We start from the raw sequence: 21,784 nt of genomic DNA on the forward strand, positions 1-21,784 counted from the left end.
AGAATTAGAAAGCGGCGGACTCGCGAGCCGCCATCGGCGTCGGTTCGGGATGGCAGCTGGCCAGAACGAACTGCGCCATGATGATACACAGGATGGCGAAGGCCGCGCGCTGAAGCCGTTTTGAGACAAAAATCGCCGCGTCCGCCGTCATGGCCGATCCTTCCAGGGTTACTGGAAGCTTAAAGCGCAAGACCGGCGCCGCCCGGCCTGCGTCGAACAGGAGCGTCTCGATGATCCCCTTCGTTCGCGAGCTGGACTTCGAATACGGCCGCTGCGATCAGGTCTCGCCCCTGATCCGGCGGGTGATCGCCCGCAATCCGGGGCCGTTCACCTTTACCGGCACCGGCGTCTACATCATCGGCCGAGGCGAAGTGGCGGTGATCGACCCGGGTCCGGACCTGGCCGAGCACTTCGACGCCCTGAAGGCCGCCCTTGCCGGCGAGCGAGTGACCCACGTTCTGGTCACCCACCACCACCTGGACCACTCTCCCCTCGCCCACCCTCTGGCCCAGGCATTCGGCGCCAAGGTCCACGGCCTGCCCGCGCCGGCCGACCAAGGCGAGGCGGCGTCCCCGGGGCTGGAGGAAGGCGCCGACGACCGCTTCCGGCCCGACGTGACCCTGGCCGACGGCGATGTGATCGGCGGCCCCGGCTGGACGCTGGAGGCGGTGACGACCCCCGGCCACACCTCCAACCACGTCTGCTTCGCCCTGAAGGAAGAAAACGCCCTCTTCTGCGGCGACCACATCATGGGCTGGTCGACCACCGTGATCACCCCGCCCGACGGCGACATGGGCGACTATTTCGCCAGCCTGGCCAAGGTGCGGGCGCGGAACTTCGACGTCCTATGGCCCACCCACGGCGCGCCGGTCCGTGAGGTCGCGCCCTTCATCGACGCCTATGTCGCCCACCGCCGGGCGCGCGAGGCGCAGATCCTCGAAGCCTTGGGCGCGGGCCTCACCACCATCAAGGCGATGGTCCCCAGCCTCTACGCCGCCGTGGATCCGAGGCTGCACCCGGCGGCGGCGCACTCGGTGTTCGCCCACATGATCCAGCTGGTGCGCGAGGGGCGGGTCGTGACGCCGGGCGAGCCGGGGTTGGAGGCGGAGTACCGGCTGGCTTGAGGCGACCTCGCCTTACCGCCCCCGCACCGCCGTCATGAGCGCGCCGATCCGCGCGCAGTTTCGGCCCTGGTCCGGCGCGGCGTCGCGACCGATCGAGCGCATATCCAGGCGCGAGCCCCGGGCGTGCGGACGGACCCGGACCACCAGGTCGTCGGTCAGACCGTACCAGAAGCTGCTGCCGGTGGCCTCCAGGCGGCCGTCCATCGGATCGTCGGTGACCAGGGTCATGCCCGAGGCCAGGACGGCGGCCTTGATCGACTCGTAGACGTCGCCGGGCGCGCGTTCGCTGACCAGCGGACGGGCCGCCGGACAGGTCTCGGCGTTGATCTCGGCCAGGCGGCGGCCGGCATAGGCGGCCGAGCCGACCGGCAGGCTGGGGTCGTCGACGACGATCTCCGCCGAGCCGCCGCGGGCGGCCATGGCTGCGTCAGAGAAGCCCAGCGGCGTCTTCCAGTCGGTGGCCACGTCATGGATCGGCGGCGACTGGCCGCCCAGCGCCTTGGCCGCGAACATCACCCCGAAGGTGGCGGCCGTGATCGCCAGGGCCAGCACCGCGCCCTTCCACAGCCGGCCGAAGCCGGCGCTCAGCGCGATGATCAGGCCGATCAGCCCGGTGGCGACGCTGATGAAGGCCAGTCGCGGCGCCCAGTCCAGGGTCATGTCCGTGTAGCCCAGCGGCAGGGGGATCATGCCCAGCTTGACGCCCAGCGCGCCGCCAGCGGCCAGGGTGGCCGGGGCCAGGGCGATCAGCAGAGCCAGGTCAAGATAGAGCGACGCCCAGCGGGGCGGCTTGCCCGAAGCCTTGCCCGCCGGTTCGCTCCTGGTCTTGGCGTCCTTCTTGCCCTTGCCGCGCTTGCCCGGCGTGATCGGCATGGCGAACGGCAGGGCCTCGCCGGCGTCGGCCAGGACGGGCGTCGGCTTGGACGGTTCGGCCGGATCCGGCTCGCGCAGGCGCAGCGGCGGTTCGGGCTCGGCCTTGATCTGGACTGGCTCGGGCTCCGGCGTCGTGACCTCGGCGACGGCGATAGGTTCGGCCTCGGGCTCGGGAGGCTTCTCGGCCGGCGCCGCGGCGGCGGCGATGGCGGTGGCCTCGGCGATGATCGCGTCGGCGGCCGAGACCTGCTGGATTTCCGGCTCCGGCGTGGGATCGGCGACGATCTCGGGCTCAGGCGTGGTTTCAGACTCCGGGGTGTGGAGCGCCGTCTCGGCCTCGACCGCCTCGACCGGTTCCGGCGCATAGATGACCGCCGTGTGGCCGCCATCGGCGGCGGCCAAGGTCTGTTTCGCGACCGGCTCGGCGTCCTGTTCGGGCGCGCTCGTTTCCTGAGGTCGCGGCGCGGGCGTCGACTGAACCGGCGTTTCCGGCAGCGTGTAGCCTTCGTCAGCCAGGCGCTTGCGGATCAGTTTCTTGTCGATCTTGCCGGTCGCGCCCAACGGTATGTCGTCGACGAAGATCACGTCGTCCGGCATCCACCACTTGGCGATCTTTCCCTGGAGGAAGTCGATGAACTCGACCTTCGTCGCCGCCTCGCCCTCCTTCAGCTTGACCAGCAGCACGGGCCGCTCGTCCCACTTGGGATGCGGCATGCCGACCACCGCCGCCAGGGCGGCCTTGGGATGGCCGACGGCGATGTTCTCGATCTCGATGGTGCTGATCCATTCGCCGCCGGACTTGACGACGTCCTTGGCGCGGTCGGTGATCTGCATGAAGCCATGCTCGTCGATCGTGGCGATGTCGCCCGTGTCGAAGAAGCCGTCCTGGTCCAGGATCTTGCCGCCGGCGCCGCGGAAGTACTCGGCGGCGATGATCGGGCCGCGGATCTTCAGGTGGCCGAAGGCCTGGCCGTCGTGCGGGAGCAGCTTGTCGTCGTCATCGGTCAGGCGCAGCTCGACGCCCAGCGGCGGCCGGCCCTGCTTCAGGCGATACGGCATCTGCTGGTCGTAGGGCAGCTTTTCCAGTTCGTCGGTCATCACCGACAAAGTCCCGACCGGCGAGGTCTCGGTCATGCCCCAGGCATGGACCACCTCGACGTCATACGTCTCCTGGAAGGCGCGGATGATCGTCTCGGGACAGGCGGCCCCGCCGATCACCACCTTCTTCAGCACCGGCAGCTTGGCGCCCGTGGCCTCCAGGTGCTGCAGCAGCATCTGCCAGACGGTGGGCACGGCGGCCGAGAAGGTCACGCCCTCGGTATCAAGCAGTTCATAGATCGAGGCGCCGTCCATCTTGGGTCCCGGCATCACGATCTTGGCGCCCGCGCCGGGAGCCGAGAACGCCACGCCCCAGGCGTTGGCGTGGAACATCGGCACCACCGGCAGGATCACGTCCTTCTGCGACAGGCCCATCACGTCCGGCTGCAGGGTGATCAGGGTGTGCAGGAAGTTCGAGCGGTGCGAATACATCACCCCCTTGGGGTCGCCCGTCGTGCCCGAGGTGTAGCAGAGGCCCGCCGCCGTGCCCTCGTCGAAGCCGCCCCAAGCGCACTCGGCGCCGTGCTGATCGATCAGGTCCTCGTAGGCGAGCAGCCCCTTGAAGCGCGGAGCCTCACCGGCCAGCGGGAACTCTCCCGGCATGTGGTCGCGGTCGGTGAACACCACCACGTGCTCGACATGCGGCAGGCGCGGCAGGATCGCGGCGATGATCGGCAGGAAGGTCAGGTCGGTGAAGATCAGCCGGTCGCCGGCGTGGTCGGCGATCCAGGCGATCTGCTCGGGGAACAGGCGCGGGTTCAGGGTGTGGCAGACGGCCCCGATGCCCATGATGCCATACCAGGCTTCCATGTGCCGGCCGGTGTTCCAGGCCAGGGTGCCGACGCGGTCGCCGGGCTTGATCCCCAGGGACAGCAGCGCATTGGACACCCGCTTGGCGCGGTCGCGGATCTCGCGATAGGTCGTGCGCACGATCGGCCCCTCGACCGAACGGCTGACCACCTCGCGCCCGCCGTGCCACTGGGCGGCGTGGTCTATGATCTTGTCCAGGGTCAGGGCCCCGTGCTGCATCAAACCCTGCATCTGAACCTTACTCCCGGCGGCTTATCGTTGTTCACGCAAGGCTATCGGTGTGCGGCGCAACACGCAACGCGCCGCGCCCCAAGGGAGAAAAGAGAGCCGTACGTCGACGCGATTGGTCGGATATCCGACAACACCGCGCCAATCGGCCGCAGGATGCATTTAAAGACTCTTGGTTGCGATCAACCGATAGTCCCGCGTGGCGAATGCGTTTCGTCGATAGGAGACGATGGCGTGGGGTGGCTGGCCGACACTCTGGCGGATGAGAGACTGGACGAAGTGGGCGCCGACATTCGGCGGCTGAGCGTCTCGCGTCTCGTCTCCGGTTGTCTGGCGGCTGGAGTCGTCGGCCTGGGTCTCGGCGCGACCGTCGCGGTCGCCTGGCTGGCCGGCTTTCTGTTCGCCGAGGGCCTGGCTACCCTAGCGACCCGGAACTTCGGCCAGGACCGCCCGGTGTCGCGCGGCGACCGCGCCGCCTTCATGCTGGCCGCGATCCCCGTCAACGGTAGCTGGGCCGCCCTGGCCAGCCTGCTCTGGCTGCAGGGCTCCGACAGGCTGAAGATCGCCGCCGTCGCCATCTGGTGCGGCCAGCTGGTCTTCGCCCAGCAGTATCGTCACCAGCCGCTGGCCTTGCTGATCATCAGCGGGCTGCTGCCCGTGGTCAGCCTGATCGTCTTCCCGTTCTTCTTCATGCCTGGCGCCGACATGGTCACCCAAGCGACGCGTTGGTCGCTGGTGCTGCTGATCGGCGTGACCGTGAACGTGGCTCTGCGCAACCGCGCCGCCGCCCGACGCATGGACGCGCTGACCCGGGGCCTGCGCGAGGAGCGCGAGCGCGCCCTGGAGGCCGCTCGCGCCAAGTCGACCTTCATCGCCGTCACCAGCCACGAACTGCGCACGCCGATGAACGGCCTGCTGGGCATGGCCCACGCTCTGGAGCGATCGGACCTCAACCCCGCCCAGCGCGAGCAGGTCGCCCTGATGCTGAAGTCGGGCGACAGCCTGATGCAGCTGCTCAACGACGTGCTGGACATGTCGCGGATCGAGGCCGGCCGCGTCGTGCTGGCCCCGGAAGCCGTCGATCCCCGCGCCATTGTCACCGAGGTGGTCGACACCTGGCGCGATGCGGCGGAGTTCAAGAGCTTGTCGCTGTTCACCGATTTCGGCGCCGAGGTCCCGGCCTGGATTTTCGCCGACCCGCTACGCATCCGCCAGATCCTGACCAACCTGGTATCCAACGCCGTCAAGTTCACCACCGCGGGCCATGTCCGGGTCAGCGTCGACGCCGAGCGCTCGGCCCAGGCCTGGACACTGCGCTTCGCGGTCAGCGACACCGGGCCGGGCGTGCCGACGGCGGCGGCCGACCGGGTGTTCGACAGCTTCACCCAGGCCGACGAGACCATCTCGCGCAGTCATGGCGGCGCGGGCCTGGGGCTGACCATCTCACGCGCCCTGGCCCGCCAACTCGGCGGCGATCTGGAACTGCGCCCCGCCCAGGTCGGGGCCTGCTTCGTGCTCAGCATCCGCGCCGAGGAGGCCGAGGCGGCCGAGGCCGCGCCGGAGCTCGAAACGCGGGATGACGAGACCCTCGACCAGATCCGCGTGCTGATGGCCGAGGACAACGCCGTCAACCAACTGGTCGTGCGCACCATGTTGGAGCCGACCGGCGTGGCCCTGACCATCGTCGAGAACGGCGAGGAGGCGCTGAAGGCCATGGCCTCGGGCCACTACGACTGCGTGCTGATGGACATCAACATGCCGGTGATGGACGGCATCACCGCGCTGCAGGCGATCCGCCAGGGCCGGGCCGGCGATCCCGCTTTGCCCGTCATCGCCCTGACCGCCTCGGCCATGGCCGGCGACCACGAACGGTTCCTGGGCATGGGCTTCGACGACCATCTGGGCAAGCCGGTCAAGCCGATGGACCTGATCACGGCGATCGTCAGGGCCGTGAACCCGGATCCGCCGAAAGAGGGACTGCGAGCGGCGTAAGCCCCTACCCCATTGTCTCCGCCAGCGCCCGGGCCTCGTCCTCGAAGGCGTTGACCGTGTCGACCTTGCGCCAGGTGATCTCGCCCGTCTCGCGGGTCAGCTGGTTTTCCAGCACCGCCACATCGGCGTCCGAGGCGTCGTTGACGCGGGCCGCCACGCGCGCGCGCAGCACTTCCGCTGGCGCCTCCAGCCAGACGCCCAGGAAGCCGACGTCGCAGCGCTTGGCCAGGGCCTCGGCGCGGGCGCGCTCCTCGGATTTCAGGAACACCGCGTCCAGCACCACCGAACGGCGGGCCTTAAGGCACAGCTCGGCATCGTGGAACAGCTGGTCGTAGACCTTGGCGCTCATCTCCGGCGTATAGGCCTCGCGCGGCAGGCGCTGCAGCGAAGGCACGCCCCACAGGCGCTTGCGGATCTCATCGGTGCGCAGGACCACGGCCCCCGGCGCGGAGCCCAGGCCCGGCGCGCAGACTCGCGAGAAGGTCGACTTGCCCGAGCCCGATAGGCCGCCGGCCGCCACCAGGCTCACCGGCTTGGGCGCCAGGTGCTCGAGCGCCGTGTTCAGATAGGCCCGTGCGGCCTCGTCGTCGCCGGTATAGGCCCAGACGTGGGTGCGCACGGCGGCGCGCACGGACAGCATCAACGGCAGGGCCGCAAGGCCCGTCCACAGCCCCTCGCCGAACGTTCGGGCGGCCTCGTCCAGATAGGCGTTCAGCACCCGGCCGGCGGCGTCGCGGCGACGGCGGAAATCCAGGTCCATCAGCAGGAAGGCCAGGTCGTACTGCACGTCGATATCGGACAGGGTGTCGTTGAACTCGATGCAGTCGAACAGGATCGGCTGGCCGTTCTCGATCAGGATGTTCCCCAGGTGCAGGTCGCCATGGCAGTGGCGGGCGAAGCCCTCGGCGGCGCGGCCGTCCAGCAGCGGGCCCAGGCGTTCCAGGGCGATATCGGTCTCTTGCACCAGGCGCTCGACGGCCTGCTTGCCCAGCCGCGCGGAGAGACCCCGCAGCAGGTTGGCGTTGGAGCGGATCGTATAGCCCAGGGCCAAGACGCCGCCGCCTCGCGGGCGCAGGCTCGCGCCGGCGTGGAAGCGGGCCACGGTGCGGCCCAGCGAATCCTCGAGCGCGTCGTCGATCGCCCAGGGCTGGGTCGCCAGCACGCCATTCTGGTCGAAGCGGCGCATCTCCAGCAGGTACTCGACGATCTCGCCCTCGCCGTCGATCTCCAGCCCGCCGTCGGCGGTGCGGTTCAGCTGGCGGACTTCGCGATAGATGTCCGGCGCGGCGGCGCGGTTGAAGCTCAGCTCACGCTCCAGCGCCCAGCGCCGCAGCTCCAGGGTCGAGTAGTCCAGAAAGCCGAAATCGACCGGGCGCTTCACCTTGAAGGCCGAGCCATCGATCAGGAACACCCGGGCGCACGAGGTCTCGATCGTGCTTTCCGCCCGGTCGCCAAACCAGGCCGCCACTTCCTGTTCGCGCGCGGCTTCCGCGTCCTTGATCACGCCCGGTTTCCCATCTCGTCGCGCCCGAACACCGGCGCCGAGGCTGCATAGCCCAAACGCGCGCCCGCGTCCTCTCGCGCAAGCCTTGCCGAGTCTTCATTTTCGCGGTTAGATTGCATCGAAGTCATCAGGTGCGAGTTTCACATGCTTGTCGGCGCGGGTCTGAAGCGGTCTGGACACAAGCGCGAGGAGATCCTCGCCTCCGCCCGATTCCTCTTCCTCAAGGAAGGCTATGCCGACACTGGCATGGAGGTAGTCGCCCGCGCGGCCGGGGTCTCGACCGCCACGCTCTATGCCTATTTCCCCAGCAAGGCCGACCTGTTCAAGGCGATCGTGCTGGAGACGGTCAGCAGCGTCGGCGCGCCGGTGCGCGAGGCGGTCCGGGTGAAGGGCGACGCCCGTGCGCGGCTGACCGCTCTGGCCATCGCCTACGCCACCTTCCTGTCGCGCGCCGACACCCGCGCCATGTTCCGCATGGTCACGGCCGAGCGCCGCCGCTTCGAGGACGTGGCCGAATATTTCCTGCAGAGCGCCCGCGACGAACTGGGCGGGGCGGCGATCTCGGTGATCAACGACCTGACCAGGACCGGCGAGATCAAGGTCGAGAAGGCCTCCTGGGCCGCCGGCCAACTGCTGGGCCTGCTCGACCACGCCACCCTGGTCCTGGGCATCACGGCCGGCGACGAAGTGCTGTCGCGGCGGCCAGTCACAGCGCTCGCCCAGGACGCGGTCGAGACGTTCCTGGCGCGCTATGGCGTAAGGTGACCCGGAGCGGGCGTTCCTTTACGGAAACAGCCGCTTCGTCGTCCAGCCCCCGGCCGCGCGGTCGAACACCAGCCGCTCGTGCAGGCGGAACGGCCGGTCGCGCCAGAACTCTAGGGTGACCGGGATGATGCGGTAGCCTGACCAGTGCGGCGGGCGCGGAACCTTGGAGAGGCCGAACTTCAGGCCCATCTCGGCGACCCGCTTTTCCAGGGCCAAGCGGTCGGGCAGCGGGCGCGACTGGTCGCTGGCCCAGGCGCCCAGTTGGCTGTGGCGGGCGCGGCTGGCGAAATAGGCGTCGGCCTCGGCCTCGCTGACCGGCTCGACCACCCCGCGGATCCGCACCTGGCGGCGCAGGGACTTCCAGTGGAACAGCAGGGCCGCCTTGGGATGGGCGTTCAGCTCCACCCCCTTGGCGCTCTGGGTGTTGGTGTAGAAGACGAAGCCGCGCGCATCGACGTCCTTCAGCAGCACCATCCGCGAGTCCGGCATGCCGTCGGCGTCGACGGTCGAGACGGTCATGGCGTTGGGGTCGTTCGGCTCTTTCTTGCCCGCCTCCTCCAGCCACTCGGCGAACAGGGCGAACGGATCCTCTTCCGACAGCAGGGGCGGCGGCGTCGCCTCGGTCACCTGGCGGACATAGTCGTCCTCGCTGGGCGAGGCGGGGATCAAGGTCGGGTCAGCGCTCATGCCTTCGATATAGAGCCTGGCGCGGTCGAGAGCCACATCAGGGCAAGTCCTTTGGGGACCTGACCTCTAAAGTCTTAACTTAACCCGCCGTTGACCATCCGGCGCCAGGGTCGGACCATGACGACCCGTACGCCCGCCCTGACGCTTTCGGCTGCTCGCGCCCTGCTGGGTGTCGGTCCGAACGCGGACGAGCGCGAACTGCGCATGGCCTATCGTGAGGCCGCCAAGCGGGCCCATCCCGACCGCCCGACCGGCGACGCGGCCCTGTTCCGCGACGTGCTGGCGGCCTACCGCCTGCTGCAGGACACGCCGGTCGTTCAGCACAACTTTCCGCCGGCCGTGGCCCAGCCGATCCCGATCGCCGACCGCGTGTTCCTGGAGATCGACATCGCCACCGCCGTCAGCGGCGGCGCCGAGGAGCTGGCCATCGACGGCCGCCGCCTGCGGCTGAAGCTGCCCGCCGGCCTGCGCGAGGGCGACAGGGTCCGGGTCGAGGGCGTGCTGTTCGAGGTCCGCCTGCGCGCCCAGGCCGGGGCCCTGGTGCGCGGCGACGACATCTGGCTGACCGGCAAGGTCGATCCGCGCGTGCTGGCCGAGGGCGGTCGCGTCGACGCCGACACCCCGCTGGGCCCCCGCCCGGCCTGGATCTCGACCAAAGCCGCCGCCCGCGGCCTTGTCCGCCTGCCCGGCCAGGGCCTGCCCGCCCGCGCGGCGCACAAGGCCGGGGATCTGTTCCTACGCCTGGAAGCGGCCGAGACGCGCGGCGAAAGCCCGGCGCGCTCTCTGCTCAAGCGCTTCGCGGCGGCCTGGGCGGCTTAGGCTTCACACAAGAATAATCGCACACGATCTTTTTTAGCGTGAAGCTCTTGCAATTACATAGTGCACGATTAAATCGTTCACATCATTCCAAGCCAAGGAGGCTCCCATGACCACGCTCTACACCACCCGCGCCACTGTCGTTGGCGGCCGTGACGGCCACGCCCGCAGCGAGGACGGCCTGCTGGACGTCCAGCTGTCGATGCCCAAGGCCCTGGGCGGCAAGGAAACCGGCACGAACCCCGAGCAGCTGTTCGCCGCCGGCTACGCCGCCTGCTTCCAGAGCGCCATGGCCCACGTCGCCCGCACCCAGAAGATCGCGCTGGCCGGCTCGACCGTGACCGGCCAGGTTGGCCTGGCCACGCAAGAGGTCGGCTTCAAGCTGGAAGTCGCACTGGACGTCGAAATCCAGGGTCTGAGCCAGGCCGACGCCGAGGCGCTGGTTGCGACCGCCCACCAAGTCTGCCCCTATTCGAACGCCACCCGTGGCAATGTCGACGTGGCCATCACCGTGAAGGCCGCCTAAGTCAGGTCCCATGACCCAGCAGAAGTCCGCGCCGTCCGATGGTCCGATCGAGGTCCTGCGCCTCGAGAACCAGCTGTGCTTCGCCCTCTACGGCGCGGCCAACCGGATGACGCGGCTCTACCGGCCCATGCTGGACGCCCTGGGACTGACCTATCCGCAGTATCTGGCGATGCTGGTGCTGTGGGAGGCCAGTCCCCGGACCGTCGGGGCCCTGGGCGACGCCCTGGACCTCGATTCCAGCACCCTGACCCCGCTGCTCAAGCGCCTGGAGGCCGGCGGCCTGGTCATGCGCACCCGGGATCCGGAAGACGAGCGGCGCGTCATCGTGGCGCTGACCGACAAGGGCCACGCGCTGCGCGATCAGGCGGCCTCCATCCCGGAGAAACTGTTCTGCGCGCTCGACATGCCACTGGAGACGATGGGCGTGCTGCGCGAACAGCTGAAGACCGTCGCTAAATAGAAGCTTTTAAACCTGAGAACGCGGCGGCCGCGCCGCCTGACTTAAACCTGAGAACGCGGCGGCCGCGCCGCCTGCCTTAAACCTGAGAACGCGGCGGCCGCGCCGCCTGACTTAAACCTGAGAACGCGGCGGCTGCGCCGCCTGCCGGGCGCGGATGGCGGCGTGGTCGGCGTCGCTGGTCTGGCGCAGGGCCCGCAGGTCCTCGCTGATCCGGAAGATGGCGACGTAGAACTCGCAGAAAGCGCGCCACAGCAGCACCAGCGCGCCCGCGACCAGCAGGCCGGCGATCAGCACCGGGAAAGCCAGCAGCAGCGAGCCGACGCCCGGCTCCTTCAGCGCCAAGCCGACGGCGGCGCCGACGACCGAGAAGCCGAACAGGGCCACGACACCAAGGCCCGCCCAATAGATGAAGTGAATCACCGGCCCGGTCACCAGACGATCGAACGTCAGAAGATCCCAGAGCAGTGAATTCGACCCACGCTTAGTCTTATTGGCCGGAGGCATACGGAACCCCAAATCGGCGAGAAACGCCCCGATAAGCCTGCATCGCTAGCAGTGCGAAGCCCGCTCGGCAATGCCGGGCGGGCTCGCGGTTGTATCAGTCTAGACCTGATGTCGCATTACTGCGGCTTGGCGCCCGCGACCGTGGCGTCGATCTGAGCCTTGGTGGCCGTGGTCGAGACGCTGCCATCGGCGCCCGCGCTGAGGCTGTTGGCCGGCAAGGCGAACTTCACGCCGCCATTGGCGACGATCACGTTGGTCGAGCCGTCGGCGCCCGTGCTGGTGCCGGTGATCTGGCCGACCGAGACGCCGCTGGCGTCCTTCACGGCGGAGCCGACCTTGAAGCTGGCGACGCTGGCCGAGGTCGGCGTCCCCGCGGCGTCAGCCGGGTTGGCCGACGGCGGCGTGGTGGTCTGAGTCGTCGTCGAACCCGACGGCGTCATCGTGGTGGTCGTGCTCTGAGCCGGCGTCATGGTGGTTGTCGACTGGGTCGGCGCCGGCATGGCGGTCGAGGCCGGCGGCATGGCGCCGGTGGTCGGCGAAGCCGGGGCGGTGGCGCTCGGGGTCGTCGTGGTGGTGGTGCTCTGGGCGAAAGCCGCGCCGGCGAACGTCAGGGACGCGGCGGCGGCGAGCAGGGCGATCTTGTTGGTCATGGTCACTCTCTCCGTCGAAAGGGCCCCTCCCTTGCCGAAAACAACGTGACCTCGCGGACGCGGTTCCGTCGGCGAGTCGACTCGATCTTCTACCCTCGCGCGTCGCCGTCGCCGCGGGGCGCCATGACCAGGGCCCCGATATAGGCCTCCATCAGCCGCACCAATTCGTCCTCCAGCCGTGCGGGATCCAGCGCCAGCTCGGCCTCGGCGGTGGCCGCGCGCAGCAGGCCGACCACCGCATGGGTCAGGACGAAGCCGGCCTCGGGCGACAGCGGAAAGCCGAAGACGGTGTTGCCGGCGATCGCATCGAAGAAGCGAAGATGATGATGCATGACCACCTCGTCGCCGCCAGCCAGGGTCAGGGCGTCCAGCAACGCGCGGCGCGTGGCGGGCGAGCCCTCGAAGGCCGTGGCCAGGGTGCGGACGATCAGGCGCACCGCGCCCAGCTCGGGTCTCTCCACGGCGGAATTGGCGATGACGATCTGAGCGATGCGGTCGCGGGCGGCGGCGGCCTGGCGCTGGGCCAGGGCCGCGAGGATCGCCTGCTTGCCCGCGAAATACTGGTACAGCGTGCCGACGCTGACCCCGGCCCGCTCGGCGATGTGGTTGGTGGTCAGGGCCTCGACCCCGCCCAACTCGAGAAGTTGAAAGGCCGCTTCCAGAATCGCCTCGACCGTCGCCTCGGAACGCGGCTGGCGCGGCGTTCGCCTCGTCTTTTCAGTCACTTGCCGCCTGGCCTCCAGGAAGCGCCGGCCTTGCGGACAAGGCGAGTAGCGCGAGGGTCCGTGGAGCCTAACCTAGAAGCCGGGACGAGGATCCGCCAAGGGTCCGCTACGCCAGGAGATCCGATGAACGCCGCCCTCGAAAAGGTCCGCGCCAAGGTCGCGTCGCAGAAGACCGCCCTGCCCGCGCTGTATGGCGACGTAGACTTCGACGCCACGCCGGAACGCTTCACCGACGATCCGAAAGCCAGCGTCGCGCCGCGCCTGCGTAAGCTCGATCCGGACAAGGTCGCCCTGATCAAGGCCTACACCCTGCTGGGCGATGTCGTGGCCGACGCCTATGCGGCCCTGATGCCCCAGTACGGCTTTCGACCGCTGATCGCCATGCTGACCAAGGCCTGCGACCAAGGCGTCGCCGCCGTGCCCGACGCGCCGCCGGAACTGGCCGCCTTCATCGCCGACATGGAGGCCACGCCGGCCTGGGTCGACATGGACCTGGTGCGCGAGGGCCAGCGGCTGGACCGCAACGCCGCCGCCAATCTGGGGCCTTTCGCGATCCGGGGCGCGTTCATCGCCACCTTCATGAACAAGTACGCCGCCCTGCCGATGGCCCTGACCGGAACCCTGTCGAACGACACGGCCGCCCGCCGGGTCAACGAGACGGCGACCTTCTTCACCACCACCCTGCTGCCGGGCTCGCTGGAGCGCCACGGGGCCGGCTTCAAGGCCGCCGCCATGGTGCGGCTGATGCACTCGATGGTGCGGTTCAACGCCCTGAAGCGCTCGGACCGCTGGGACGTCGGCGTCTACGGGATTCCGATCCCGCAGGTCGACCAGATGCCTGCCGGCCTGATCCCGATCTTCCTGATGAGCTACAAGATCGTCGCCCAGGGTCGGAAGACCTTCACCGCCGACGAGCGCGCCCGGGTCGAGCTGGCCCGCTACCGCTGCTTCCTGCTGGGCCTGCCCGAGGACCTGCTGGCCGACACCCCGCAAGGCGTGGTCGACACCATGAACGCCCGCAGCGGATCCTTACGCGCCGGCTTCGACGACGCCACCTGTGGCGAGCTGGTCCGCGCCACGCTGAACGTCTACCTGCCGCCGGACGAGCGCCCCGAGAACCGCCTGTTCGACAAGGTCGAGCGCCGGTTCTCCAAGGTGTTCTTCCTGCGCAACTTTATGAACGGCGACGTCGCGGCGGCCAGGCGCATGGGCGTCGAGATCGGTCCCCGCGACTTCATGATGTTCGGCGTGGTGGCGCTGCTGGTGACCAGCCAGCTGCTGGCCTACCGCCTGGCGCGCAACGTCCCGGTCGTGAGCGACCTGGCGGACGCCCGGCTGGTCGGCAAGCTCAAACGCCAACTGGCGCGGTATGGCCACGCGGAGTTCACGAGCGACGCGGAGACGTACCGCCCGGCGCCTGGCGCGGCGGCGAAAGCGGCTTGAGGCGGGGGAAGGCCAAGCCGACGTTTCGCGAGGCGGTGATGGGTGGCTGTCGGACCCTGCTCCCTCTCCCATAGGGAGAGGGCTGGGGTGAGGGGTTACAGCGCTCGACGGAGTGCCGGCACGCCGTCAAACCTCGTAACCCCTCACCCTCCCACCGCTTCGCGGCGGGCCCCTCCCTCTCCCTAAAGGAGAGGTTTTCTAGGGTCCTCCTCGGGTCGAAAGCAGCCCCCGGGCGATGACCAGGATCCCTAAACCATCCCTACCGTCTTCAGCCGCGCGCGGGGGTGGATTTCGTTCTGGCTCATCACCACGGTCTGGCCGCGGAAGCGTTCGATGATCGAGCGGACATAGGGACGGACGCCGGGGCTGGTCAGCAGCACGGCGTGCTCGCCGGCCAGGGCGGCGCGCTCGAAGGCGTCGCGGACGCCGCGGATGAAGTCCTGCAGGCGCGAGGGCGGCAGGGCCAGCTGCTTATCGTCGCCGGGACCGATCAGGGCTTCGGCGAAGGCCTGCTCCCAGTCGGCCGACAGGGTGATGATCGGCAGGGCGCCGTCGTCGCCGCGATTGGCCCAGCATAGCTGGCGCGACAGGCGGGCGCGCACCTGCTCGACCAGCAGGGTGACCGAGGCGGTGTGCGGCGCGGCCTCGCCGATGCCTTCCAGGATCTGCGGCAGGTCGCGGATCGAGACCCGCTCGCGCAGCAGCGACTGCAGCACGCGCTGCACCGTGGCGGCGGTGGCGGTGCCCGGGATCAGGTCGTCGACCAGCTTCTTCTGCGACTCGGGCAGCTCCTTCAGGAGCTTCTGCACCTCGGCGTAGGACAGCAGGTCGGCCATGTTCTCCTTGAGGATCTCGGTCAGGTGCGTGGTCAGCACCGTGGCCGGGTCGACGACCGTGTAGCCGCGGAAGGTGGCTTCCTCGCGCAAGTCGTCGGCGATCCAGGTGGCCGGCAGGCCGAAGGCGGGCTCGCGCACATGCTCGCCGGGCAGCTCGACCTGGCCGCCGCGCGGGTCCATGGCCATCAGGCTGCCCAGGCGCACTTCGCCGGCGCCGGCTTCCATTTCCTTGATGCGGATGGCGTAGCCCTGGTTGGCCAGGCGCATGTTGTCGAGGATCCGCACCGGCGGCATGACGAAGCCGAACTCGCCGGCCAGGGTCTTGCGCAGGGCGCGGATCTGGTCGGTCAGCTTGCGGCCGTCCAGGTCGTTGATCAGGGTCAGCAGGCCGTAGCCCAGCTCGATCTTGACGTCGTCGATGGCCAGCGAGGCGCTGATCGGCTCTTCCTCGGCCTCGGTCGGCCCGGCGGCGGCCTCAAGCAGCGACGGATCGATGGGCTTGGGCTTCTTGGCGTCCTGGATGCGCTTGTAGGCCAGGGCCCCGGCGCCCAGCGACAGCACCGCGAACGGGATGATCGGCATGCCCGGGATCAGGGCGATGATGCCGGCCGAGGCCGAGACCATGCCCAGGCCCGCCGGGTTCATGGCCAGCTGGGTCGTGAGGGCCTTGTCGGCCGAGCCTTCGACGCCGGCCTTCGACACCACCATACCGGCGGCGATCGAGATGATCAGGGCCGGGATCTGGCTGACCAGGCCGTCGCCGATGGTCATGATGGTGTAGGTCGAGGCGGCCTGGTCGATCGGCAGCTTGTGCTGCACCACGCCGATGATGATGCCGCCGACGACATTGATGCCGGTGATGATCAGGCCGGCGATCGCGTCGCCCTTCACGAACTTGCTGGCGCCGTCCATGGCGCCGAAGAACGTGCTTTCCTGTTCCAGTTCCTTGCGGCGCAGCTTGGCGCCGTCCTGGTCGATCAGGCCGGTCGACAGGTCGGCGTCGATCGCCATCTGCTTGCCGGGCATCGAGTCCAGGGTGAAGCGGGCGGCGACTTCGGCGATCCGGCCCGAACCCTTGGTGACGACCATGAAGTTCACCACCACCAGGATGATGAAGACGATCACGCCGATGACGAAGTTGCCCTGCATCATCAGGTGGCCGAAGGCCTCGATGACCGCGCCGGCCCCGCCGGTGCCTTCCTGGCCGTGGCCGAGGATCAGGCGGGTCGAGGCGACGTTCAGGCCCAGGCGATACAGGGTCGAGACCAGCAGGACGGTCGGGAACGAGGTGAATTCCAGCGGCCGCTTGATCAGGATCGCGGTCATCAGGATCAGCACCGAGCCGGTCACCGAGATGGCCAGCAGCATGTCCAGCAGGACCGGCGGAACCGGCAGGATCAGCAGGACGATGATGCCCACGACGCCCAGCGCCAGGCCCATTTCGCCGCGCAGGAAACCATCCAGCAGCGACCGGGCGCTGGGCATGGAACTGGCGGTCTTGGGAACGGCGGCGTCGGCCATGCGGAACCTTGAACCGTGGATGGAAAGCTAGACCAGCGCTTGGAGCGATTTGCGGTCCGCCGCCATATCCTTAACGAGAATTAGTCCTGTTCGGCGCCGGACGGATGGTCGCGGCGCCGAGCCATGGAGTCGCGGCTTAAGCGGCGGCGCCGACCCCGCCTTGCGGCGGCGGAACGGAGACGCCGGCGTCGCCATATTCCTTGAGCTTGTTGCGCAGGGTGCGGATCGAGATGCCCAGGATGTTGGCCGCGTGGGTGCGGTTGCCCAGGCAGTGTTCCAGCGTATCGATGATCAGCTTCTGCTCGACCTCGGCGACGGTCGAACCGACGAAGGCGCGCGAGACGGCGTCGGCGGCCATCTGGGCGCCGCGGGCGACCGCGACGTCCGGCGCGGGCGCCAGTTGCTGGCCGTCCGGCAGGCGGATGGCGAATTCCTCGATCTCGGCGCCGGTCGACAGCAGCACCGCGCGGTGCATGGCGTTTTCCAGCTCGCGAACGTTGCCCGGCCAGCGGTGGGCCAGCAGGCGGCGCTTGGCTTCGGCCGAGATCGGTTTTTCGGGCACGCCGTTGGCGGCCGAATACTTCTTCACGAAGAACTCGCACAGGCTGAGCACGTCGCCGGGACGCTCGCGCAGCGGCGGCAGGCGCAGGTTCACGACGTTCAGGCGGTAGAGCAGGTCTTCGCGGAAGATGCCGTCCTTCACGGACTGGGCGAGGTCGCGGTTGCTGGTGGCCAGGATGCGGATATTGACCTTGACCGGCTTCGAGCCGCCGACCCGGTCGATCTCGCGCTCCTGGATGGCGCGCAGCAGCTTGGCCTGCAGGCGGACATCCATCTCGCTGATTTCGTCCAGCAGCAGGGTGCCGCCGTCGGCTTCCTCGAACTTGCCGATGCGGCGGGCCATGGCGCCGGTGAAGGCCCCCTTCTCGTGGCCGAACAGCTCGCTTTCCAGCAGGTTCTCGGGGATGGCGGCGCAGTTGACCGAGATGAACGGCGCCTTGGCCCGGCGCGACTTGCCGTGGACGTAGCGGGCCATGACCTCCTTACCCGAACCGCTTTCGCCGGTGATCAGGATCGAGGCTTCGGACGCGGCGACCTGGTCGGCCAGCTTGATGACCGACTCCATGGCCGGGTCGCGGACGACCATCGGCTTTTCGTCGTCGGTGACCGCGGCCAGGACGGCGGCGATCAGCTCGGCGTCCGGCGGCAGCGGGATGAACTCCTTGGCCCCGGCCTTGATGGCGGCGGCGGCGCGCGCCGGATCGGCGTCGACGCCGCAGGCCACCACCGGCACCCGCATCCGCTCGGCCTCGTTGGCCGCGATCAAGCCCGCGATATCCAGCGAGTACTCGACCATCAGCAGGTCGGCGCCCTGCCCGGCGCGCAGCGCGTTGGTCGCCTGCTCCGTCGTTTCGACGTGCGAGACCTTCGCGCCCGCGTTCATCGCCATCTTCACGGCGACCGAGAGCTGCCCGTTCAGTTTTCCGACGACCAGAAGCCGCATTTTCTACACTCCCTCACGGACGGCAGGGCGTTAGCCCTGGTCGCCGTCCTTGATGATTTCCGTCATGGTCACGCCCAGGCGCTCGTCGACGACGACGACCTCGCCCCGGGCGACCAGGCGGTTGTTGACGTAGATGTCGATCGCCTCGCCGACCTTACGGTCCAGCTCCAGGATCGAGCCCTGGTTCAGCTGCAGCAGCTGAGCCACCGACATGTGGGCGCGCCCCAGCACCGCCGAGATGTTGACCGGGACGTCGAAGACCGGCGCCAGGTCCGACGCGGTCTTGTCGCTGAGCTCGACCGGCATTTCGGAGGCCAGCATGCTGCCTCCGAATTCGTCGAGCGGGAGATTGTCGTCGGCCATCTTAGGTCAGCCTTTTCAGGAGAACAGGGGTTCGGCGTGGAGACCTTCGGCGGCGATGGCCGCTTCCAGCGCTTCGGCGACGCGTTGGGCGGCGCCGTCTGGATCGAAGGCCGCGCGGCCCTCCCCCCAGTCGAAAGTAAAGGCCGCGGGGGCCATGGCGCCGTCGGCGCGGGCGACGATCTGGCCCTGGAAGCCGATCTGTGTCGCCACATGCTCCAGCGCGGCTTGCGTGCGCTCTTCCAGCTCGGGCGACACCCGGACGAAGATGCGCGGCTGAGCCTCGACTTCGCGGGCCAGGGCCTCCAGCGCCGCGGAGACCGGAGCCTCGGGGAAATGGTGCAGGGCCGCGTCGGCGATCTTGCGGGCGCAGGCCAGGGCCAGCATGGCCGCGCCTTCGCGGTGCTCATGCGCCACATGGGTCAGCGAACCGAACGCCTCGCGGATGGCGTGGGCCACCTCGTTCAGGGCGTGGGCGGCTTCCTGCTCGGCGCGGGCCACGGACGAGCGTTCGCCCTCCTGGTAGGCCTGGGCCTTGGCCGCTTCGATCTCCTCGAGGGTGAAGTTCTTCTTCACCTTGGGCGGGGTGTAGGCGACGCCGCCACGGTCGTCGAAGACCGTGCCGAAGTCGAACCTGCGGTGAGGGGTGTCGTTCATGCCATCCGCCTCAGTAGATCAGCTCGTCGTCGCCGCCGGAGCCGGCCAGCATGATCTCGCCCTTGGCGGCCAGATCCTTGGCGACCTGCACCATGCCCACCTGGGCGGCGTCGACATCCTTCAGGCGCACGGGGCCCATGCTCTCCATGTCCTCACGCATGATCTTGGCGGCGCGCTCCGACATGTTCGAGAAGAACATGTCGCGCAGCTTGTCCGAGGCGCCCTTCAGGGCCAGGCCCAGCTGTTCCTTCGGCGTGCCGCGCAGCAGGGTCTGGATGCCGCCCGGGTCCAGCTTCGAAAGGTCTTCGAACACGAACATCAGGGCCCGGATGCGCTCGGCCGCCTCGCGGTTGCGCTCCTCCAGGGCCGCGATGAAGCGAGCTTCGGTCTGGCGATCGAAGTTGTTGAAGATCTCGGCCATCATCTCGTGGCTGTCGCGCTTGGACGTGCGCGCCAGGTTCGACATGAATTCGGTGCGCAGGGTCATCTCGATCTTGTCGAGGATCTCGCGCTGCACCGGCTCCATCCGCAGCATACGGGTGACGCATTCCAGGGCGAAGTCTTCCGGCAGGCAGGCTAGCACGCGGGCCGCGTGGTCACTCTTCACCTTGGACAGCACCACCGCGACGGTCTGCGGGTATTCGTTCTTCAGGTAGTTGGCGAGCACCGCCTCGTTCACGTTGCCCAGCTTGTCCCACATGGTGCGACCCGCCGGACCGCGGATCTCCTCCATCAGGGCGTCGACTTTTTCCTGCGGCATGAACGAGGCCAGCAGGCGCTGGGTCTGTTCGTAGGAGCCCATGATCGCGCCCGTCGAGCTCATGCCCGAGACGAACTCGACCAGCAGATCTTCGACGACGCTGGCCGAGACCGTGCCGAGGCCCGCCATGGCCTGGGAGACCTCTTTGATCTCCTCGTCGTCCAGGGCTTCCCAGATCTTGGTGTGGTCCTCACCGAGGGCGAGCAGAACGATCGCGGCCTTTTCCGGCCCCGACAGGTTCTTGATATCGGTGACGGCGGCTTTCATGGCCATCAGGTCGACTCGTGCAGCCAGTTACGGAGGATCGCGACCGACTCTTCCGGATGCTTTTCGACGAACTCGGAGACCCGCTTGATCGACGAGGCCTTAACCTGGCCTTCGATCTTGGCGATATCGATACGCGAGTCGATGTCGGAGGTCGGGCCCGCGATGGCGATCGGCTCGCCCGACTGGTCGACCACGACCTGCTGCTGGGTGCCATCCGACAGGGTGACGAGGCGGGTCACCGGCGCGCCGCCGCCGGGGCCCGCCAGGGCCATCGGACCCGGCGCGGGGGTCGACAGGTTCTTGATGAACGGGCGGACCGCGAACATCAGGACCAGCAGAGCGACGATGCTCAGGATGCCCAGCTCGGCGAAGCGCATGATGTCGTTCTTGTCGAAGCCGGCCAGCAGGCCTTGCTTCTCAAGGCCCTGGTCCTCGGGCTGCGGGAACTTGATGTTGGTGACCTTCACCTGGTCGCCGCGCTGAGCGTCGAAGCCCACGGCGGTCTTCACCAGTTCCTCGATCTGCGCGATCTCCTGGGCGGTGCGCGGGGTGTAGGCGCCCGGCTTGCCGTCCTTGCCCGGAGGGGCGGTGATCCCGTCGATGGCCACGGCCACGGCGACCTTCTTGATCGTACCTGGCTCACGGACGGTCGTGGTGACCGACTTGGAGATCTCGTAGTTGGTGACGCTCTCGTTGGCGTTCGACTTCGAACCCAGCGGCTGGAAGCCGTTGGCGCCGCCTTGCCCGGGGACGTTCGAGGTCGCGGTGACCCCCGAGGTGTCGTCGTTCTTGCTTTCCTGGCTGCCCTGCTCGTTGGTGCTTTCCGAGCGGACGACCTGGCCGTCCGGGTCGAACTTCTCTTCCTGGGTGGTGACGCGGTTCAGGTCGAGGTCGGCGGTGACGTTGACGCGAGCCTTGCCCGGGCCGAGCACGCCTTCGATCATGTCCTTGACGGTCTTGGCGATACGGGCTTCGGCCTCGGTGCGGCGATCCTCGGCTTCCTTGCCCGCCAGGCTGTCGTCGCTCGGAGCCGACAGGGTCTTGCCGTGCTGGTCGATGACCGTGACCTTTTCGGCCTTCATGTTCGGGACCGACGAGGAGACCAGGTTCTGAATGGCCCGGACCATTTCCGAGCCCGGCTCGCGCGCGCCAATGCCGATGGTGACGGCGGCCGACGGTTGCTCGGCGTCTTCCTCGAACAATTGACGCTTGGGCAGCACCAGGTGGACGCGGACGCTGTTGACGCCCTGCATGGCCTTGATCGTGCGTTCCAGTTCGCCCTGCAGGGCGCGTTGACGGTTCAACTGCTGGACGAAGTCGGTCTGCCCCAGCGCGTTGTTGCCGTCGAAGATCTCGTAGCCGATGGAGCCGGAGCTCACGAGGCCCTTGCCGGCGACCATCAGGCGGGCGCTGGCGACCTTGTCGCGCGCCACCATGATCGTCGAGCCGTCGCCCTTGGTCTCGTACTTGATGCCGGCCTGGTCGAGCGCCTGGGTGACGCTGGAGGCTTCCTTCAGGTCCAGGTTCGAATAGAGCAGCTCATTGGGCTCCTTGCCCATGAACATGACGAGGGCCACCAGAACCGCGACGACGCCGGCGCCCACGCCAAGCATCGCGGCCAGACGGCCGACGCCAAACTGCTTGATCGAACCCAGAAAGCTTTCCACGAAGCCT

Annotated in this window: 20 protein-coding genes and 1 pseudogene; 8 read left to right on the forward strand and 13 right to left on the reverse strand. The window is 68.5% G+C overall.

Annotated features, from left to right (window positions below; all coding sequences use genetic code 11):
• Positions 1-4: 4 nt before the first annotated feature.
• Complete coding sequence (locus ACW175_RS19225) at positions 5-151, reverse strand: hypothetical protein (RefSeq protein WP_492101583.1); 147 nt, start codon at positions 149-151, stop codon at positions 5-7.
• A 79-nt stretch (positions 152-230) separates the two neighbouring features.
• On the opposite strand from ACW175_RS19225, the gene ACW175_RS19230 reads away from it, so the two are divergent.
• A complete protein-coding gene (locus tag ACW175_RS19230) occupies positions 231-1,124 on the forward strand; it encodes an MBL fold metallo-hydrolase (RefSeq protein WP_492101584.1) in 894 nt (297 codons plus the stop codon).
• Between the two features lie 12 nt (positions 1,125-1,136).
• Here ACW175_RS19230 and ACW175_RS19235 read toward each other — a convergent pair whose 3' ends face one another.
• Positions 1,137-4,136: a long-chain-fatty-acid--CoA ligase gene (locus tag ACW175_RS19235; protein WP_492101585.1), complete on the reverse strand. Its 3,000-nt coding sequence runs from the start codon at positions 4,134-4,136 to the stop codon at positions 1,137-1,139.
• A 231-nt stretch (positions 4,137-4,367) separates the two neighbouring features.
• Here ACW175_RS19235 and ACW175_RS19240 point away from each other — a divergent pair, with 231 nt between their 5' ends.
• Positions 4,368-6,125 carry an ATP-binding protein gene (locus ACW175_RS19240; protein WP_492101586.1) on the forward strand — a complete coding sequence of 586 codons (1,758 nt, stop codon included), beginning with the start codon at positions 4,368-4,370 and terminating at the stop codon, positions 6,123-6,125.
• A gap of 4 nt (positions 6,126-6,129) precedes the next feature.
• Here ACW175_RS19240 and ACW175_RS19245 read toward each other — a convergent pair whose 3' ends face one another.
• Positions 6,130-7,629, reverse strand: coding sequence for a bifunctional aminoglycoside phosphotransferase/ATP-binding protein (locus ACW175_RS19245; RefSeq protein ID WP_492101587.1), 1,500 nt, complete (start codon positions 7,627-7,629; stop codon positions 6,130-6,132).
• Between the two features lie 144 nt (positions 7,630-7,773).
• Between ACW175_RS19245 and ACW175_RS19250 the strand changes: the two genes are divergently transcribed.
• Positions 7,774-8,394, forward strand: coding sequence for a TetR/AcrR family transcriptional regulator (locus ACW175_RS19250; protein WP_492101588.1), 621 nt, complete (start codon positions 7,774-7,776; stop codon positions 8,392-8,394).
• Between the two features lie 18 nt (positions 8,395-8,412).
• Here ACW175_RS19250 and pdxH read toward each other — a convergent pair whose 3' ends face one another.
• The gene (pdxH, locus tag ACW175_RS19255) at positions 8,413-9,081 is read right to left on the reverse strand and encodes a pyridoxamine 5'-phosphate oxidase (RefSeq protein ID WP_492105003.1); all 669 of its coding nucleotides are present in this window, start codon (positions 9,079-9,081) and stop codon (positions 8,413-8,415) included.
• A gap of 117 nt (positions 9,082-9,198) precedes the next feature.
• On the opposite strand from pdxH, the gene ACW175_RS19260 reads away from it, so the two are divergent.
• From ACW175_RS19260 to ACW175_RS19270, 3 genes are all read left to right on the forward strand, one after another.
• On the forward strand, positions 9,199-9,900 hold the full coding sequence (locus ACW175_RS19260) for a DnaJ domain-containing protein (protein WP_492101589.1): 702 nt from the start codon (positions 9,199-9,201) through the stop codon (positions 9,898-9,900).
• Positions 9,901-10,006: 106 nt separating this feature from the next.
• Positions 10,007-10,423, forward strand: coding sequence for an organic hydroperoxide resistance protein (locus ACW175_RS19265; protein ID WP_492101590.1), 417 nt, complete (start codon positions 10,007-10,009; stop codon positions 10,421-10,423).
• Between the two features lie 10 nt (positions 10,424-10,433).
• Positions 10,434-10,883, forward strand: coding sequence for a MarR family winged helix-turn-helix transcriptional regulator (locus ACW175_RS19270; RefSeq protein ID WP_492101591.1), 450 nt, complete (start codon positions 10,434-10,436; stop codon positions 10,881-10,883).
• 111 nt (positions 10,884-10,994) lie between these two features.
• On the opposite strand, the gene ACW175_RS19275 is transcribed toward ACW175_RS19270, so the two are convergent.
• The 3 genes from ACW175_RS19275 to ACW175_RS19285 all read right to left on the reverse strand — a co-directional run bounded on the left by ACW175_RS19275 (position 10,995) and on the right by ACW175_RS19285 (position 12,762).
• Entirely contained in the window at positions 10,995-11,399 is a 405-nt protein-coding gene (locus ACW175_RS19275) for a DUF4282 domain-containing protein (RefSeq protein ID WP_492101592.1), read from the reverse strand.
• A gap of 104 nt (positions 11,400-11,503) precedes the next feature.
• Positions 11,504-12,037 carry a hypothetical protein gene (locus tag ACW175_RS19280; protein WP_492101593.1) on the reverse strand — a complete coding sequence of 178 codons (534 nt, stop codon included), beginning with the start codon at positions 12,035-12,037 and terminating at the stop codon, positions 11,504-11,506.
• Between the two features lie 89 nt (positions 12,038-12,126).
• The gene (locus tag ACW175_RS19285; protein ID WP_492101594.1) at positions 12,127-12,762 is read right to left on the reverse strand and encodes a TetR/AcrR family transcriptional regulator; all 636 of its coding nucleotides are present in this window, start codon (positions 12,760-12,762) and stop codon (positions 12,127-12,129) included.
• A 123-nt stretch (positions 12,763-12,885) separates the two neighbouring features.
• Here ACW175_RS19285 and ACW175_RS19290 point away from each other — a divergent pair, with 123 nt between their 5' ends.
• Together ACW175_RS19290 and ACW175_RS19295 are read left to right on the forward strand one after the other, a co-directional pair.
• Entirely contained in the window at positions 12,886-14,205 is a 1,320-nt protein-coding gene (locus tag ACW175_RS19290; protein ID WP_492101595.1) for an oxygenase MpaB family protein, read from the forward strand.
• A 42-nt stretch (positions 14,206-14,247) separates the two neighbouring features.
• Positions 14,248-14,388, forward strand: a pseudogene (locus tag ACW175_RS19295) (hypothetical protein); the annotation flags it as partial.
• A 65-nt stretch (positions 14,389-14,453) separates the two neighbouring features.
• Here ACW175_RS19295 and flhA read toward each other — a convergent pair.
• The 6 genes from flhA to fliF all read right to left on the reverse strand — a co-directional run bounded on the left by flhA (position 14,454) and on the right by fliF (position 21,777).
• Entirely contained in the window at positions 14,454-16,562 is a 2,109-nt protein-coding gene (gene flhA, locus ACW175_RS19300) for a flagellar biosynthesis protein FlhA (RefSeq protein WP_492101596.1), read from the reverse strand.
• A 136-nt stretch (positions 16,563-16,698) separates the two neighbouring features.
• Positions 16,699-18,066 (reverse strand): sigma-54-dependent transcriptional regulator FlbD, encoded by a 1,368-nt coding sequence (flbD, locus tag ACW175_RS19305; RefSeq protein ID WP_492101597.1) that lies wholly within the window; start codon positions 18,064-18,066, stop codon positions 16,699-16,701.
• A gap of 30 nt (positions 18,067-18,096) precedes the next feature.
• A complete protein-coding gene (gene fliN, locus ACW175_RS19310) occupies positions 18,097-18,429 on the reverse strand; it encodes a flagellar motor switch protein FliN (RefSeq protein ID WP_099580726.1) in 333 nt (110 codons plus the stop codon).
• A gap of 15 nt (positions 18,430-18,444) precedes the next feature.
• The gene (locus ACW175_RS19315; protein WP_492101598.1) at positions 18,445-19,083 is read right to left on the reverse strand and encodes a FliH/SctL family protein; all 639 of its coding nucleotides are present in this window, start codon (positions 19,081-19,083) and stop codon (positions 18,445-18,447) included.
• A 10-nt stretch (positions 19,084-19,093) separates the two neighbouring features.
• Complete coding sequence (gene fliG / locus ACW175_RS19320; protein WP_099580731.1) at positions 19,094-20,116, reverse strand: flagellar motor switch protein FliG; 1,023 nt, start codon at positions 20,114-20,116, stop codon at positions 19,094-19,096.
• On the reverse strand, positions 20,116-21,777 hold the full coding sequence (gene fliF / locus ACW175_RS19325) for a flagellar basal-body MS-ring/collar protein FliF (protein WP_492101599.1): 1,662 nt from the start codon (positions 21,775-21,777) through the stop codon (positions 20,116-20,118). Before fliF ends, fliG begins: the two co-directional genes overlap by 1 nt.
• Positions 21,778-21,784 lie beyond the last annotated feature (7 nt).

Source organism: Caulobacter sp. FV1ye6ST (genome assembly GCF_058681225.1).